Consider the following 16,046-nt stretch of genomic DNA (forward strand, 5'->3'; position numbering starts at 1 on the left):
ATGCAAAACCGCCGCATATTCCGCTTTCCGGCCATTCTCCTATAATGAGGCTATCAACTACTTAGGAGGTTCGATCGTGAGCGACTCGAACGCGTTTCAACCGAAGGTCGTCGTGCTCGGCGCGGGCAGCCTGTTTTTCGGCCGTCAGTCGATTTGGCAGATGGTTCATTCCCCTTATTTGAACAACGGGACGCTTGCCTTGGTCGACACGGACGAAGACAGGCTGGCTAAAATGGTGAACCTGGCCAAGGCGGTTGCCAAGGAGAATGGCGTCCCGCTGAAGGTGGAAGGTTCAACGAACCGGAGAGATGTGCTGAAGGACGCCGATTTTGTCGTGCTCAGTTTTGCGGAGGATACGGTCAAATACCGGGGCATCGACTGCCAGGTTTCGTTGAAATACGGGATTCGCATGTGCTCGGGCGATACGATCGGACCGGGCGGCATCTTCAGGGCCATGAGGGAGATGCCGGTTATCCTCGCATGCGCCAGGGACGTCGAAGAGCTGTGTCCCGACGCCTGGGTCATCAACTATATCAATCCGTCGACCGTCCATGGGATCGCGCTGAGCCGCTACGCGCCGAAGCTGAAGTCGTTCGCGCTGTGCGACGGCCACCATATGCCGCACATCAAAGCGAATTATGCCGTCAGGGCCGGCATTATCGCGGATCGGAGCGCATTCGACGCGGATCTCGATCGGCGATTCGACTTCCGGGTGGCCGGCGTCAATCATTTTACCTGGCTGCTGAAGGCGGAGTACGATGGAGCGGACGTCGCTCCCAAGATCGCCGAGGCGATGAGAATAGCGGCCGCGACGGAGACCGACGGCGGAGATACGGGTGCCAAAGCGCGCTTCAACGATTCGATTACCTATCAGCTGTACGATATATTCGGCTATATCCCGACTTGCACGGCGCACACCAAAGAATACGTCCGGTATTGGCAGGGGCTGGGGAAGACGAAGGACGCGATCCCGCCGCTGTCGATCTGGGAGACGGACGAGCGGTACAAGCGCCACGAAGAGATGTGGGGCCAAGTGGACGGCTTCCTGTCCGGCGCGCTGCCGATCTCGGACTATATGCGGTCGTTCGGCCCCGACCATGCGACGGATATCATCGAGAATATGGTCGGCAATCTGGGCAAGCGCTTCTATATCAACACGCTGAACAACGGAGCGGTGTCCAACATGAACGACGACGCGTTCCTGGAGCTGCTGAGCGAGGTGAGCATGGAAGGGATCAAGCCGCTTCCCGCAGGGGAGATGCCGAGAGGCATTCGAGGCATGCAGGAGCTCGTGCTGGACACGCACGAGCTTACCGCGGAGGCGGTCGCCGAACGGAGCTTCGTCAAGCTGCGCAGGGCGATGATGACCGATCCGCTCGTGAATTCGATCCATGACGCGGACCTGATCATCAAGGAGCTGCTCGAGCAGGAAAAAGATGTCCTCCCGCCATACTGGTACGAATAGCGGAGGCGCAAAAGCGCCGCCATCCAAAACAAGAACCGCGGAGCCTTGGGGCTTGGCGGTTCTTGCTCGTGCGCCATGTCTCGCGCTTGCGCGTCTCGCCGGGCGGCATCACGCATGCGGAATACGCTTATCCGCCATACGCTTATCCGAGAAAAGCCTGCTCCAGCTTCGCGATGTCGAGCTTTTTCATCGGCATGAAGGCCTTCGTCACGCGCTCGATCTGCTCGGGCGTCCCGCCGGACATCATGTCGTTCATGGAAGCGGGCGCGATCTGCCACGACAGGCCGAACTTATCCTTGAGCCAGCCGCACTGTTCAGCCTGCGTATCGGCGGACAAACCGCTCCAATAGGCGTCGATCTCGGCCTGCGTGTCGCATCGGACGAGCAGGGAGATCGCTTCGTTGAACGCGAAGCCGTGGTCGTGCGCGCTGTCCATTGCGGTCAGCCAGGTATTTTCCACCATAAAGTCGCTGAACATGACCGTGCCTTCCTTATCCGGCGCCATGCCGGGACCGTAGCGTCGCAGCTGTCCCGGACGCGAACGCGCGAATACGGACAGATAAAGCTCGCGGGCTTCCTCCGCTCTGCCTGCGTTGTCGCCCGTGAACATGAGAGACGGGATGATCGTCGGACGAGGCTCCCCTTCCGGATTGGTCAGCATAAGCTGCCACGTCACGCCGTACTTGTCCCGAATCCAGCCGAATCGCGCGCTGAACGGGTATTCGCCCAGGGGCATCAGCGCCGTGCCTTGTTCGGCGAGCTTGTCCCATGTCTCGTCGAGCAGCTCCCGCGCGCGGCTCTCCCTGGACGGATCGAAGTTCACGATAAACGAGACGGACGGATTGAACTTGAAGAGCGGGCCTGCGGAGATCGCCATGAAGGGCGTGCCCCAGATCGTAAACGATACGAGGTCGGCGTCGCCGGAGGGCGTGTCGCGAAGCGTCGTCGCGCTCGTGACGGCGGACCCGGGAAACGCGGTACTGTAAAACGCCGCTGCTTCCTTGGCCTCCTTGTCGAACCACAAATGCGGGACGATGCGCGGCTCGGATGCGCCGGCGGTAACGTCGCTCATGGATGTCAGCCTCCTTTTTTGTACCATTTTATCATGGACAGGCGGGCCGGCGTTTCTCATGGATTGCTGGGTTTCGTCGAAATTCGCGCAGGAAGCCGGCGCGGTCCGGACGATGACGGGCGAGACGCGCTCGCCGATCAACGCCGGCAACCTCCGGAAGACGCACCTGATGCTGGAGACCTGCCGAACGGCGGGCAAGGTCGTGCTCGAAGGATTTTAATTCGAGTCGCCGTAGTGCTATGATCATTAAAAAGGAAAACTTGGTTAACGGAAGCAAGGGACAGCTAATCTGATCAGCAAAGAGGGATGCGCGATGGCGGACAGGAGAGAAAAGGTCGACGCTTTAATCATCGGTTTCGGCAAAGGGGGCAAGACGCTGGCGCCCTATCTGGCCGCCCAAGGCCTCAAGGTCATCGTCGTCGAGAAGTCTCCGCTGATGTACGGCGGCACCTGCATCAACGTCGGCTGCATTCCGACGAAGGCGCTGGCTCACGACGCGCATCTGCTGTCTCAGCGGGTCGGGCTGAGCATGGAGGCGCGCAGCGAAGCTTATGCGCAGGCCGTTCGGGACAAGAACGCGCTCGTCTCGCTGCTGCGGGCCAAAAACTTCGACAACGTTAACGGCCGCCCCGGCGCGACCGTGCTGACCGGCGCGGCGTCGTTCCTCAATCCGCGCGAGGTGCGCGTGGAGACGGAGGATGGCGAATGGATCGTCGAAGCCGACCGGATCTTCATCAATACGGGCGCGCGGGCGGTCTTGCCGAACCTGCCGGGCATCGAGGGCAGCCGCATTTATACGAGCACGGAGCTGCTGGAGGTCGAGCGCTTGCCGGCGCGCCTCGCGATCGTCGGCGGCGGATATATCGGCCTTGAATTCGCCTCGATCTATGCCGGCTTCGGATCGGAGGTGACGGTTATCGAACGGGGCACCCGGTTCATGCCGCGCGAGGATCCGGACATCGCGGACGAAGTGCGGAAGACGCTGGAGAAAAAAGGCATCCGCTTCCTGTTGAACGCCGGCGTGAATCGGATCGAAGACGGCAGCGATGCTTCGATACTGCATGTGTCGTGTCCGGAAGGCGAGTCGGAGCTGGCGGCGGACGCGATTCTGATCGCGGCGGGACGCACGGCCAACACGGAAGGCCTGAATCTTGACGCGGCGGGCGTCGCACGGAGCGAACGCGGCTTCATCCAGGTCGACGAGCGGCTGCGAACGAACGTCCCGCATATTTGGGCGCTCGGGGACGTCAACGGAGGACCTCAATTTACCTATATCTCGCTCGACGATTATCGGATCGTCAGAGACGCGTTGTTCGGCGACGGCGGACGCTCGACGAAGGATCGGCATTACGTTCCGTATACGGTGTTCATCGATCCGCCTTTGTCCCAGGTCGGCATGACCGAGACTGAGGCGCTGCGGGCCGGACACCGGGTGAAGACGGCCGCGCTGCCCGCGTCCGCTTCGCCGCGCGCGCGCCAGCTCAGGCAGACGGAAGGTCTGATGAAGGCGGTCGTCGACGCGGACAACGGGCGGCTGCTCGGCGTTACGCTGTTCGCCGCGGAGTCCGGCGAAGTCGTGAACATCGTCTCGATGTTCATGAAGACCGGCGAGCCTTACGCGACGCTCCGGGACTCGATCTTTACGCATCCGTCGATGGCCGAGTCGCTGAACGACCTGCTGTCGGCCATCGGTTGAGCGTCCGACGCCGAGTCAGTCGGGCATACCGCAGATCGGAAAGGAGAACCGCATGCTGATCGCTATTGTAATGGCCGCCGTCCTGGCGGTCGCCGGGGCCGCCATTTGGCTTGTCCGGCGCCGCCGAACAACGCCGGCAGCGCGCAGCGCGAAGGTTGTGCCGCTTCGGGCCGCCCGCCGGCGCAGAACCGGCAAGCCGCGAACGGGCGGACGCCAAACGCAAGAGGAGCCGGGCAAGACGCGGCACCCCGAAGCAGGGGAGCAAGCGCGGCCCTGCTCTTTGTGCCGCAAGCGCGCCGCGCGGCTTTCTTTTTTATATCGACGAAGGCGGGCGTACGATCGGCGTATGCAAAAGCTGCCGGCCCAAAGCAGAAGCGCGGGAGCTCGACCGTCTGTAGTCTGCCCTGCGTCCCGACAAGCATCCGCCGATCACGGAAGCTTGACGGCAGCGATACGCAAGCGACTTTTATGGATCGTCCATTGGCCGTCGCGGTACAGGCGCGGCATGAGCGCGGCCTCGACTTCGTCGTAGACGGCATCGTGCTCCTCGGGCGCGACGCCGTCGAAGAAGTAGCTCGCGAAGCTGTCCATCATCGCTCTAATGCCCGCGGGCGCCTTAATCGGCGAATGCTGATCGAAGTGCAGGGCGGACGTCACGCGAAATCCGGTTCGCTCCAGCAAGCCCGCATATTCGCCGATCGTCGGTAGATACCAGGGAATGCGTCCCTCGGGCTTGTAGCCGCGCGCCGAGAGCGTCTTCACGACCGCATCGGTCAGCGAGACGAGGTTGCCGCTGCCCGCGAACTCGGCCACGAATCGTCCCCCGTCCCTGAGGGCGAGCCGGATGGTGCGCGCCGTCGCCTCCGCGTTCCCGATCCAATGCAGCGCGGCATGGGAGAAGACCGCGTCATAACGTTCGTCCGTCCGGTAATTGCCGGCATCCGCCACAAGAAGATCCAGGCCCGGGTGCCTTAGTTTTGCGGCAGCGATCGAATCCGCAGACAGATCGATGCCCGTGGGAATCGCTCCCGCGGCCGCGATTCGGGCCGTCAGGTCCCCGTTTCCGCAGCCGAGGTCGAGTATTCGCTCTCCGGGGGGAGGGCTGGAGGAGGGACAGCACTTCCGTGCCTAGTCGGGACAAGGGTTCCTTTCGCTGCGCCCCGTTCGGAAGAGTTGAATCGAGGTCGGGTTGGCTGGACATGGTCGCAGTCTCCTTTATTAATGGAATCGATTTTTAATTAAAGATATTGAATATCCATAATAGATTCAAATGGGTGGGGACGTCAAGCGTCATCGACGAACGGTCGAGCGAAAGTTTGAAGTGCAGACGGACGCCGTAAACCGCTACAATGATAGAAAACGATGAAATTACCGAGGAGCGCAGTTTATGACCGAAATTTCCGAGCTGGAAACGATACTAAGCCGTTTGTCCAAAGAAGAGCTCGTTCAAATCGTAGCGAACGTATGCGAACAGGACAGCATGCTTAAAAATAGCCTGCTATTGAAATACGGGAAAGGGAAAACGGACAAGCAGCAAATCCAAGCATTAAAAAAAAATGATCAAATCGACCGTAAGAAAGTACAGCGGAAAACAAGAATTCATTTTTTATCGGGAGGTATCCGGATTTGCGGCGGAAATGTTGAATCTGCTGGAAAGCATCGATGACAGCCACGGCGCCGTGCTATCGCTTGAAATGACGTCCGCGATGCTGGAAGAAAGCATGGAAGCGCTGCAATATGCGGACGATTCGGGCGGCGAGATCGGCATGCTGATCCAGGAATGTTTGGGGAAAATCGCGCAGCTTGCAAACGAATGTCGCGAAGATAGCGAGACGGCGCGTCTCTTTTTCTTTGAGCGCTTGCTTGCATTGAGCGACAGCGGGATGTTCGACGGCTGGGACTCGAACCGTACCGATGTGCTTGAAATTTGCATGGCCTTCGCCGATCTGCCGGGACCGAGAGAACGGTTGAAAAACAAGCTGGAGGAGCAGCTTGAAGACGGTGCCGACGACGGATACGCTCAATACAATCGGGAGAGCTTGCTTCAACTGATGCATCGGCTGCTCCTGCTCGATTCGGAGGAAGAAGCGGAGCGGTTTGCCTATGAACATATCCAATATCCTTCGTTTCGCGAGCTGATCATCGATCGTTTCATGGAATCCGGGGGACACGCGCCGCGCGATCGAATTGGCCGAGGAGGGCGAACGGGAGGATCGGACGTTGCCGGGACGCGTCGCCAAGTGGAAGCGCATCAAGTATGAAGCCTATAAAAGGCTTTCGCTTAAGCAGGAGCAGGCGGCGCTCGGCAAGGAGCTGCTGCTGGGCGGCGAGTATGCGTACTATGAAGAGCTGGCTGTCCTGGCTGGAGAAAATAAGGAAGCTTTCTATCGACGTATCATCGCGGAGCTGAGGGAGGCTGGCGGTTGGCGTTCCAGAGACGTGTATCTTCGGCTGATTCTGGAGAACAACGATCTGCCGGAACTGATGGATTATGTCCGTACCGCGCCTTCGGAGATCGAAACGCATGCCGAACGGCTTGCGACCGATTACCGGGATGAAGTTCTGCAAATTTATGAGCGGTACATTGATCGTCAGGCTGAACAGTCGACCGATAGAAAGGGCTACCGGGCGGTGTGCGGCGTTATCAAACGCTACAAAAAGATCGCCGGCGAGGCCAGGCAAGCGGAGGTCGTCTCCCGATTGAAGGCGGCTTACGGGAGACGGCCCGCTTTTATGGACGAGCTGGCGAAGCTTAGTTAACGGCGGGTTTTGCTTCGAGCGATTTGACGCTTTTTTCGGTGAACGCATAGAGAATCGCGAGCAGCGGCAGAGCGGCACCGATCAGCGAAGCGAGCTGCCAGCCGCCGTGCGCGTATGCCCAGCCGCCGAGCGCCGAGCCGACGGCGCCCCCCGATGAAGAAGATCGACATGAACAGGCCGTTCAAACGGCCCCGCGCTTCGCTGCCGAGCGAATAGACGACGCGCTGTCCGAGCACCAGGTTGCCGGAGACGGCCATGTCGAGCGCGATCGCGGCGACGAAGAGCAGGATGAGCGATGCGGTCGAGTGGCCGTGTACAATGCGCGGGAGCAGCCAGGACAGCAGGGCGACGCTCATCGCCAGCCAGGTAAGCGGCCGGCTCCAGCCCTTGTCCGCCAGCCGCCCGGCGATCGGAGCGGCAATCGCGCCGCCGACGCCGACGAGCGCGAACCAGGCGATGCCCTGCTGCGACATGCCGTAAGCATCCGCCAAATGGAGCGGGGCGACCGTCCAGAAGAGGCTGAAGGCGCCGAACAGGCAAGCCTGGTACAACGCGCGCCGGCGAAGGGCCGGCGTGCGGGCGAGCAGCGGCAAAAGGGAGCCGATCAGCTTGCCGTAGGATACGCTGGGCGCAGGCTGCCGTTTGGGCAGCTTGCGCGACAGCAGCGCCGCCAGCAGCGCGATGGCGACCGCCGAGGCGGCGAATACATAAGGCCAGCTCCAGATGCCGGCGATGAAGCTGGCGACCGGCCGCGCGAGCATGATGCCGAGGAGAAGTCCGCTCATCACGTTGCCGACAATGCGGCCCCGTTCGGCTTCGGAGGCGAGCGAAGCCGCGAAGGGCACGAGCACTTGGGCGACGACAGAAGCGGTCCCGATGAGGAGCGACGCGGCCAGAAACAACGGCGCGTTCGGCGCCAGAGCTGCCGCGATCAATGCGGCGGCCGCCACGGCGAGCGATACGATCGTAAGCCTGCGATTCTCGACGATATCGGCCAACGGGACGATGAACAGCAGCCCCGCGACATAGCCGATCTGGGTCAACGTGACGATGAGGCCCGCGGCGCCGGCGGACAGTCCCGTGGAAGCGCCGATCGGTCCGACCAGCGTCTGGGCATAGTAGAGGTTCGCCACGATCAAGCCGCATGCTGCCGCGAGCAGGATCGTCAAACCGCGGGAAATGCCGCCGTCCTTCGCTTTTTGTTTCGTATGCATCTGAATTCCTCCGATTTGTACGTTCGAATGGTATATATACTGAACGTACAGTTTATTAATTTGTGATCTCATGATATACTGAACGAAGCGTTTTGTAAATAGGCGAAGGGAGAACAGAACGATGCATGAGCAGGGCAAGCGGGGGAGGCCGCGGGATCCGAAGACGCAGCAGGCGATACTGTCCGCGTCCTACGAATTGCTGCTGGAGGTCGGCTTCGGCGCGGTGACGGTGGAGAAGATCGCGGAGCGCGCTGGCGTCAGCAAAGCGACCATTTATAAATGGTGGCCGAACAAAGCCGCGGTGGTCATGGACGGATTTTTGTCCGCCGCCACGGCCCGGCTGCCGGTGCCCGACACGGGAGACGCATTCGAGGACGTTCAGCTTCACGCCGTGAACTTGACCCGCTTTTTGACAAGCCGGGAAGGCAAGATTATCGCCGCGTTGGTCGGGGAAGGGCAATTCGATGCCGGTCTCGCCGAAGCGTACCGGACGCGGTACTTCCAGCCGCGGCGGCAGGAAGCCAAGGGAATTCTGGAAAAAGGAATTCGCCGAGGACAGCTTCGGGAAACGCTGGATGTCGGACTGGGCGTGGACTTGCTGTACGGACCGATCCTTTACCGGCTGCTGGTGACCGGCGAGCCGCTGGACGACGATTATGTGCGCCGGCTGGTGACGAGCGGGTTCGAGGGCATTCGGGCGTAGCGGGAAGAGATGCCCGGGAGATGAAGCGTGCAAAGTAGTGAGGTAGGGCAGTAGTTGGGCGGTGTCTGGGGCTGAAGGGTGCAAAGTACGGTCGTAGGGCAGTTGATGGGCGGTGTTTGGGGTTGAAGGGTGCAAAGTACGGTCGTAGGGCAGTTGATGGGCGGTGTTTGGGGTTGAAGGGTGCAAAGTACGGTCGTAGGGCAGTAGTTGGGCGGTGTCCGGGGTTGAAGGGTGCAAAGTACTGTCGTGGAGCAGTAGTTGGGCGGTGTTCGAGGCTAAGGCGCGCAAAGTACGGTCGTAGGGCAGTAGTTGGGCGATGTCCGGGGCTAAGGCGCGCAAAGTACGGTCGTAGGGCAGTAGTTGGGCGATGTCCGGGGCTGAAGGGTGCAAAGTACTGTCGCAGGGCAGTTGATGAGCGGTGTCCGGGGCTAAGGCGCGCAATGTACGGTCGTAGGGCAGTAGTTGGGCGATGTCCGGGGCTGAAGGGTGCAAAGTACTGTCGCAGGGCAGCAGAAGTTTAAACATCGATCAAATAAAAACGGGATTAGGCAGGAACAAACCTGCCTAATCCCGTTTTCAATCAAAGGTGCAGTCAGTTGGAGCGTTTGGACAATCGCACGAGGAACGCCGCCGCTTCGGCCCGGGTCGTTGGCGCGCCAGGCTCGAAGCGATTGCCGATTTTGCCGCTCAGAATGCCGTGCATCGCGGCGGTTGCGGCATACGGCTTCGCCCAAGACGGGATGCTCGCGTCGTCCGCGAAATTTGTGACAGTCGTTGAATCCGTCGTCCACTTCGCGGCGCGGACGAGGGTGGCCGCGGTCTCGGCGCGGCTGATCGTCACGGCGGGGCGGAACGTGCCATCCGGATAGCCGTTCAGGATGCCGCTGTCCAACGCGGCGGCAATCGCCTCTCTGGCCCAGGCGGGAATGCTGGACGAATCCGCGAACCCGGAGACCATGGCGATACTTTTGACGTCCGAATTCAACCATCTTGCGATCATGACGGCCCACTCGGCGCGAGTGACGGGACTGTCCGGTCTATAAAGGCCTTCGGGCCCGCCTTGGACCAGGCCGAGCGCGCAGGCTTCGTTAATTTCCGCTTCCGCCCAGTGGCCGCGGATATCGCCGAAGCAAGTAACAACCGGCGGCTTCTCCTGGCGATTAATCGTCAGACTATAGGCGCGAATACTGCCGTTAGCCGCCCGTACTTCGATTTGGATCTCGTTCTTGCCCGGGGCGAGATCGATCGCGAGCGGGAGCTTGCCGGGGACGCTCTGTCCGTTAATCCGCAAAACAGCGGCTGGAGAAAGGGGCTCGGCATTCAGCGTAACGCGCGATTCCGTAGTCGTTGCCTCGTAAGCGAGTACGTTCATGTCGAAGGCAGGCGTCAAGCTGACGGAGCCTGCATCCGTAATGAGCGTCAGCAACTGAACTCGGTTCTCGCCCGAAGCTTCGGGCGGCTGCGCAGTTACAGAACGAGGCGGCGTCGAGGCCGTGGCCGTCAACGGGGCGCTTCGGTTGCCCGCAGCATCCACGGCGACGATGGAAAATTCATAAACGGTCGAAGCGGCCAGGTCTCCGATATCGCGGGACAGCGTGGAAGCCGTCAAAATAATGGGCGTACCCGCGTTCTGCGTCAGCTCGTAATGGTCGACGCCGCGGTCGTCCGCGGCAGCAGGCCATGAGAGCCGGAGGCTCTCGTAGGTGACTGCCGAGACGGATAGCGTCGCACCAGCTTGCCAAACCGGTGCCGCGACGTCCGGCGCGATGCCCTTTGTCAGCGTGACGGTCACGGCCGCCGCCGCTGTGCGCGGCGATTCGGTGCCGACGCCGTCGGTCGCCGTGACGACGAACTTGTACGTGCCGGGCGCGAGGTCGCCGAGATCGGCGGCCGCGACCGAGCCGTCGGCGCCGCTCGTGCCGAGCGCGATAGCGGCGCCGAGCTCGCCCGTATCGACGACGCCGTCGGTGTCGGCGTCGGTCCAGCGGTAGGCGCGCACGGTCGAGCCGGCGCGGCCGATGGCGTCAACTGCGCCGGCCAATTGGTCCGGCGTGCCGTAGTAGTTGTCGACGATCGAGAACTTCGCCGGATCGACGAGCGGCGAAGTCGCCACCGTAGCGGCGAGCGGCGCGCTGCGGTTGCCCGCGGCGTCCACGGCGACGATCTCGAACGCGTACGACTTGCCGGCTGTCAAGCTGCCGACGTCGTAGGACAACGTCGCTGCAGCAGGCGAGGCGATCAGTCCGCCGTCCTTCGTCAACTCGTAGTGGTCGACGCCGCGATCGTCGTCGGCTGCGGGCCAAGACAGCTTGACGCCGGTGCGCGTGACGTTCGTGTTCGCGAGCGTCGCCCCTGCCTGCCAGGTCGGATCGGCGACGTCCGGCGCGATGCCCTTCGTCAGCGTGACGGAGACCGCGGACGCCGCCGTGCGCGGCGATTCGGTGCCGACGCCGTCGGTCGCCGTGACGACGAACTTGTACGTGCCGGGCGCGAGGTCGCCGAGATCGGCGGCCGCGACCGAGCCGTCGGCGCCGCTCGTGCCGAGCGCGATGTCCGCGCCGAGCTCACCAGCATCGACGACGCCGTCGGTGTCGGCGTCGATCCAGCGGTAGGCGCGCACGGTCGAGCCGGCGCGGCCGATGGCGTCAACTGCGCCGGCCAATTGGTCCGGCGTGCCGTCGTAGTTGTCGACGGCCGAGAACTTGGCCGGATCGACGAGCGGCGCCGTCGCCACCGTCGCGGCGAGCGGCGCGCTGCGGTTGCCCGCGGCGTCCACGGCGACGATCTCGAACGCGTACGACGTGCCGGCTGTCAAGCTGCCGACGTCGTAGGAAAACGTCGCCGCAGCAGGCGAGGCGATCAGGCCGCCGTCCTGCTTCAGCTCGTAGTGATCGATGCCGCGGTCGTCGTTGGCTGCGGGCCACGACAGCCGGCCGCCGGTGCGCGTGACGTTCGCGTCCGCGAGCGCCGCACCTGACGGCCAGGTCGGCGCCGCGACGTCCGGCGCGATGCCCTTCGTCAGCGTGACGGTCACGGCCGCCGCCGCCGTGCGCGGCGATTCGATGCCGACGCCGTCGGTCGCCGTGACGACGAACTTGTACGTGCCGGGCGCGAGGTCGCCGAGATCGGCGGCCGCGACCGAGCCGTCGGCGCCGCTCGTGCCGAGCGCGATGTCCGCGCCGAGCTCGCCCGCATCGACGACGCCGTCGGTGTCGTCGTCGGTCCAGCGGTAGGCGCGCACGGTCGATCCGGCGCGGCCGATGGCGTCTACCGCGCCGACCAGCTGATCCGGCGTGCCGTCGTAGTTGTCGACGGCCGAGAACTTCGCCGGATCGACGAGCGGCGAAGTCGCCACCGTAGCGGCGAGCGGCGCGCTGCGGTTGCCCGCGGCGTCCACGGCGACGATCTCGAACGCGTACGACGTGCCGGCTGTCAAGCTGCCGACGTCGTAGGACAACGTCGCTGCAGCAGGCGAGGCGATCAGTCCGCCGTCCTTCGTCAACTCGTAGTGGTCGACGCCGCGATCGTCGTCGGCTGCGGGCCAAGACAGCTTGATGCCCGTGCGCGTGATATTCGCGTCCGCAAGCGCCGCGCCAGCCGGCCAGGTCGGATCGGCGACGTCCGGCGCGATGCCCTTCGTCAGCGTGACGGAGACCGCGGACGCCGCCGTGCGCGGCGATTCGGTGCCGACGCCGTCGGTCGCCGTGACGACGAACTTGTACGTGCCGGGCGCGAGGTCGCCGAGATCGGCGGCCGCGACCGAGCCGTCGGCGCCGCTCGTGCCGAGCGGGATGTCCGCGCCGAGCTCGCCCGCATCGACGACGCCGTCGGTGTCGTCGTCGGTCCAGCGGTAGGCGCGCACGGTCGCGCCGGCGCGGCCGATGGCGTCAACTGCGCCGGCCAATTGGTCCGGCGTGCCGTCGTAGTTGTCGACGGCCGAGAACTTGGCCGGATCGACGAGCGGCGCCGTCGCCACCGTCGCGGCGAGCGGCGCGCTGCGGTTGCCCGCGGCGTCCACGGCGACGATCTCGAACGCGTACGACGTGCCGGCTGTCAAGCTGCCGACGTCGTAGGACAACGTCGCTGCAGCAGGCGAGGCGATCAAGCCGCCGTCCTGCGTCAACTCGTAGTGGTCGACGCCGCGATCGTCGTCGGCTGCGGGCCAAGACAGCTTGATGCCCGTGCGCGTGATATTCGCGTCCGCAAGCGCCGCGCCAGCCGGCCAGGTCGGATCGGCGACGTCCGGCGCGATGCCCTTCGTCAGCGTGACGGTCACGGCCTCCGCCGCCGTTCGCGGCGATTCGTTGCCCGCAGCGTCCTCGGCGGATACGACGTATTTGTAAGTTCCAGGCCCGAGGTCGCCGATGTCGGCGCCCGGAACAGAGCCGTCCGCGGCGCTTGTACCGAGCGGGATCGCCGCGTCGAGCTCGCCTGCATCGACGACGCCGTCGGTGTCGGCATCGATCCAGCGGTAGGCGCGGACGATCGCGTCGGGTTCGCCGATCGCGCCCGCGGCGCCTGCGAGCCGGTCCGGCGTGCCGCTGTAGTTGTCGACGGCGGCGAACTTCGTCGGATCAAGGGTAGGCGCGGTCGTATCCGGCGCCGGATCGTCCTCTTGAATGGTGACGACCGCGCTCGTCTGCGCGCCGAGCGTCGCTCCGTTGGTCGGACCGGAGATCGTCACGCCGAACGTCCGGTCCGTGCCGTAGACCGAATTGTCCTTGACCGGCACCGTCACGTTTTTCGTCGTCTCGCCGGGACCAAAAACGATCGTCTGGTCGACGGAGGTATAATCGGTGCCCGAAACCGCCGTCAAGTCCGATGTCTGAACTCGAACCTTCGTTTGGCCGTAGTCGCTGCCCGTACGATTGACGGTCACAGTCGCATTGCCGCCATTCTCGGCGACGGTAAAGGTCGGCGCGGAAAACGCCAGCTCGCCTTCGGCCCGGCTATTCAATAATTTGAGGTTTGCGCCGTTCGCATAGACCAAATCCGCCAGCCCGTCCTCGTTCAAGTCTTCCGAGGCTACATAACCGAAAATCGGCAGATCGAACTTCGGCTGGAAGGTTCCATCGGCGTTGCCGTTAAAGAAAGAGACTGTGCCTACCACCTGGTTCGAGACGGCCAGATCGAGCCGGCCGTCGCCATCGTAATCGCCCGCCGCGATGTCGAATGGATAGGTACCCGGAGCGGTCGGGTACAGGACGGCTGTGCGGAAGGAGCCGTCGCCGACGCCGAGCAGGACGGCAGCGCCGCCGGGATTGCCGTTGTCGGCGGTCGCCAGATCAGTGATCCCGTCGCCATTGAAGTCGCCCGACACCAGGGACGTCGGGGTCAGAATGCCCCCGAAATCGCTGCGGTTAAAGGTGCCGCCTCCCTGATTAAGCAGCACGCTGATATTCGCCGAGCCGGTGTCGGAGACGGCCAGATCGGGCTGCCCGTCCTTGTCGAAGTCATGGGCGATGATATAACGAGGATAACTTCCTACCGGCAAAGAAACGGGGGCTAGGAAGGTGCCGTCTCCGTTGCCGTAGAGGAGAGATACTTGATGACTATCGTTGTCTGCGATCGCCAGATCCAGGTGCCCGTCCTTGTTTAAATCGACCGAGGCGATTCCGATCGGGCCGTCTCCCGCCGCATACGCGGTTCCAGGCTTAAACGTGCCGTCGGCGTTCCTGAGAATGACCGTTACTTTGTCGTCGGAATAGCTGGTAACAGCGAGATCCGGGAAGCCATCGCCGTCGAGATCCTCGATCGAGATCCTTCTCGGACCGAGGCCCACCGTCAAGTATTGGGGCGTTGCCTGAAGCGTCCCGTCGCCATTTCCTTTGAATATCGCGATTCGGTCATTTATCGGATCGCTCACGATCACGTCCAGGTGCCCGTCCTTGTCCAGATCGGCGAAGGCGATATGGTTAATCGAGCCGCTGTTATTAATCGTGTAAGCAGGCACCGCACTTTGAAACTTCGGTCCGGCCGCGAACGCGCCGAGCGGAGCTGCCGCCATGGCGATCGCCAGCCCGGCGGGCACGAGACCCGCTAGTTTTCTTTTCATAGTAAGGGCAAATCTCCTTCTGACAAAATATAGCCTTTTTCAACATTATACTAGATTCGTTCTTGCTAGAAATCCCCCAATCGATTAAACCAATCAGCCTGGTTCGGATAATTCAGCGTAATCGTACCCGACAACATTCAAGTGAAGTAGAAAACGAAAAAAATATAGGCATAGTCCACAATAATCCACGCGGGAGCGATGGGGAAACGATGAAAAACGCATTGAAAAAGAAGTGGCTGCGGATCTTTTCTTGTCCGCGCCAGGTGTCCGGGGCTGAAGAGCGCAATGTACGGTCGTAGGGCAGTAGTTGGGCGGTGTCCGAAGCCGAAGGGTGCAAAGTACTGTCGCAGGGCAGCAGTTGGACGGTGTCCGGGGCTGAAGGGCGCAAAGTACGGTCGTAGGGCAGTAGTTGGTCGGTGTCCGCGGCTGAAGGGTGCAAAGTACGGTCGTAGGGCAGTAGTTGGGCGGTGTCCGGGGCTGAAGGGCGCAAAGTACGGTCGTAGGGCAGTAGTTGGGCGGTGTCCGGGGCTGAAGGGCGCAAAGTACGGTCGTAGGGCAGTAGTTGGGCGGTGTCCGAAGCCGAAGGGCGCAAAGTACTGTCGCAGGGCAGCAGAAGTTTAAACATCGTTCAAATAAAAACGGGATTAGGCAGGAACAAACCTGCCTAATCCCGTTTTCAATTAAAGGCGCAGTCAGTTGGAGCGTTTGGACAATCGCACGAGGAGCGCCGCCGCTTCGGCCCGGGTCGTCGGTGCGCGAGGCTCGAAGCGATTGCCGCTTTGGCCGTTCATAGTATCGTGCATCGCGGCGGCTTGCGGCATACGGCTTCGCCCAGGACGGGATGCTCGCGTCGTCCGCGAAATTCGTGAGGGACTTCGGATCCGTCGTCCACTTCGCGGCGCGGACGATGCTGGCCGCCATCTCCGCGCGGCTGATTCTCACGGCGGGGCGGAACGTGCCGTCCGGATAGCCGATCAGGATGCCGATGTCCGTCGCGGCGGCAATCGCCTCGCTGGCCCAGGCGGGAATGCTGGACGAATCCGCGTACTCGGAGACCATGGCGGTACTTTTGACGTCCGAA

12 protein-coding genes and 1 pseudogene are annotated in these 16,046 nt (G+C 62.5%); 8 read left to right on the forward strand and 5 right to left on the reverse strand.

Going from position 1 to position 16,046, the window contains the following annotated elements:
• Window positions 1-76: 76 nt before the first annotated feature.
• The gene (locus OMP40_RS15955) at window positions 77-1,465 is read left to right on the forward strand and encodes a family 4 glycosyl hydrolase (protein ID WP_277532680.1); all 1,389 of its coding nucleotides are present in this window, start codon (window positions 77-79) and stop codon (window positions 1,463-1,465) included.
• Window positions 1,466-1,607: 142 nt separating this feature from the next.
• Here the strand turns inward: OMP40_RS15955 and OMP40_RS15960 are convergent, their stop codons facing one another.
• Window positions 1,608-2,537: a VOC family protein gene (locus OMP40_RS15960; protein ID WP_277532682.1), complete on the reverse strand. Its 930-nt coding sequence runs from the start codon at window positions 2,535-2,537 to the stop codon at window positions 1,608-1,610.
• A gap of 58 nt (window positions 2,538-2,595) precedes the next feature.
• Between OMP40_RS15960 and OMP40_RS15965 the strand changes: the two genes are divergently transcribed.
• A complete protein-coding gene (locus tag OMP40_RS15965) occupies window positions 2,596-2,757 on the forward strand; it encodes a hypothetical protein (protein WP_277532684.1) in 162 nt (53 codons plus the stop codon).
• A 93-nt stretch (window positions 2,758-2,850) separates the two neighbouring features.
• The gene (locus tag OMP40_RS15970) at window positions 2,851-4,233 is read left to right on the forward strand and encodes an FAD-dependent oxidoreductase (RefSeq protein ID WP_277532686.1); all 1,383 of its coding nucleotides are present in this window, start codon (window positions 2,851-2,853) and stop codon (window positions 4,231-4,233) included.
• Window positions 4,234-4,662: 429 nt separating this feature from the next.
• Here the strand turns inward: OMP40_RS15970 and OMP40_RS15975 are convergent, their stop codons facing one another.
• Entirely contained in the window at window positions 4,663-5,316 is a 654-nt protein-coding gene (locus tag OMP40_RS15975) for a class I SAM-dependent methyltransferase (RefSeq protein WP_338131167.1), read from the reverse strand.
• Window positions 5,317-5,620: 304 nt separating this feature from the next.
• On the opposite strand from OMP40_RS15975, the gene OMP40_RS15980 reads away from it, so the two are divergent.
• Genes OMP40_RS15980 through OMP40_RS15990 form a run of 3 tightly spaced genes read left to right on the forward strand, consistent with a single transcriptional unit; the run spans window position 5,621 to window position 6,993 of the window.
• Window positions 5,621-5,899, forward strand: coding sequence for a hypothetical protein (locus tag OMP40_RS15980; protein ID WP_277532688.1), 279 nt, complete (start codon window positions 5,621-5,623; stop codon window positions 5,897-5,899).
• Entirely contained in the window at window positions 5,871-6,494 is a 624-nt protein-coding gene (locus OMP40_RS15985; protein WP_277532690.1) for a hypothetical protein, read from the forward strand. The genes OMP40_RS15980 and OMP40_RS15985 overlap by 29 nt, the downstream gene beginning before the upstream one ends.
• A complete protein-coding gene (locus OMP40_RS15990; protein ID WP_277532693.1) occupies window positions 6,454-6,993 on the forward strand; it encodes a hypothetical protein in 540 nt (179 codons plus the stop codon). The genes OMP40_RS15985 and OMP40_RS15990 overlap by 41 nt, the downstream gene beginning before the upstream one ends.
• Here OMP40_RS15990 and OMP40_RS15995 read toward each other — a convergent pair.
• Window positions 6,986-8,207, reverse strand: a pseudogene (locus OMP40_RS15995) (MFS transporter). The gene OMP40_RS15990 and the pseudogene OMP40_RS15995 sit on opposite strands and share 8 nt — an antisense overlap.
• A 121-nt stretch (window positions 8,208-8,328) precedes the next feature.
• Here OMP40_RS15995 and OMP40_RS16000 point away from each other — a divergent pair.
• Window positions 8,329-8,910: a TetR/AcrR family transcriptional regulator gene (locus tag OMP40_RS16000; protein ID WP_277532694.1), complete on the forward strand. Its 582-nt coding sequence runs from the start codon at window positions 8,329-8,331 to the stop codon at window positions 8,908-8,910.
• Between the two features lie 592 nt (window positions 8,911-9,502).
• Here the strand turns inward: OMP40_RS16000 and OMP40_RS16005 are convergent.
• Together OMP40_RS16005 and OMP40_RS41825 are read right to left on the reverse strand one after the other, a co-directional pair.
• Window positions 9,503-14,965: an FG-GAP-like repeat-containing protein gene (locus OMP40_RS16005; RefSeq protein ID WP_277532696.1), complete on the reverse strand. Its 5,463-nt coding sequence runs from the start codon at window positions 14,963-14,965 to the stop codon at window positions 9,503-9,505.
• 692 nt (window positions 14,966-15,657) lie between these two features.
• Complete coding sequence (locus tag OMP40_RS41825; RefSeq protein ID WP_420871943.1) at window positions 15,658-15,786, reverse strand: S-layer homology domain-containing protein; 129 nt, start codon at window positions 15,784-15,786, stop codon at window positions 15,658-15,660.
• A 20-nt stretch (window positions 15,787-15,806) separates the two neighbouring features.
• Here OMP40_RS41825 and OMP40_RS16010 point away from each other — a divergent pair, with 20 nt between their 5' ends.
• Window positions 15,807-15,935, forward strand: a complete 129-nt coding sequence (locus OMP40_RS16010; protein ID WP_277532698.1) for a hypothetical protein — start codon at window positions 15,807-15,809, stop codon at window positions 15,933-15,935.
• The last annotated feature ends 111 nt before the right edge of the window (window positions 15,936-16,046 follow it).

This window comes from Cohnella rhizosphaerae (assembly GCF_029525575.1).
GTDB classification, from domain to species: Bacteria; Bacillota; Bacilli; order Paenibacillales; family Paenibacillaceae; genus Cohnella; species Cohnella rhizosphaerae.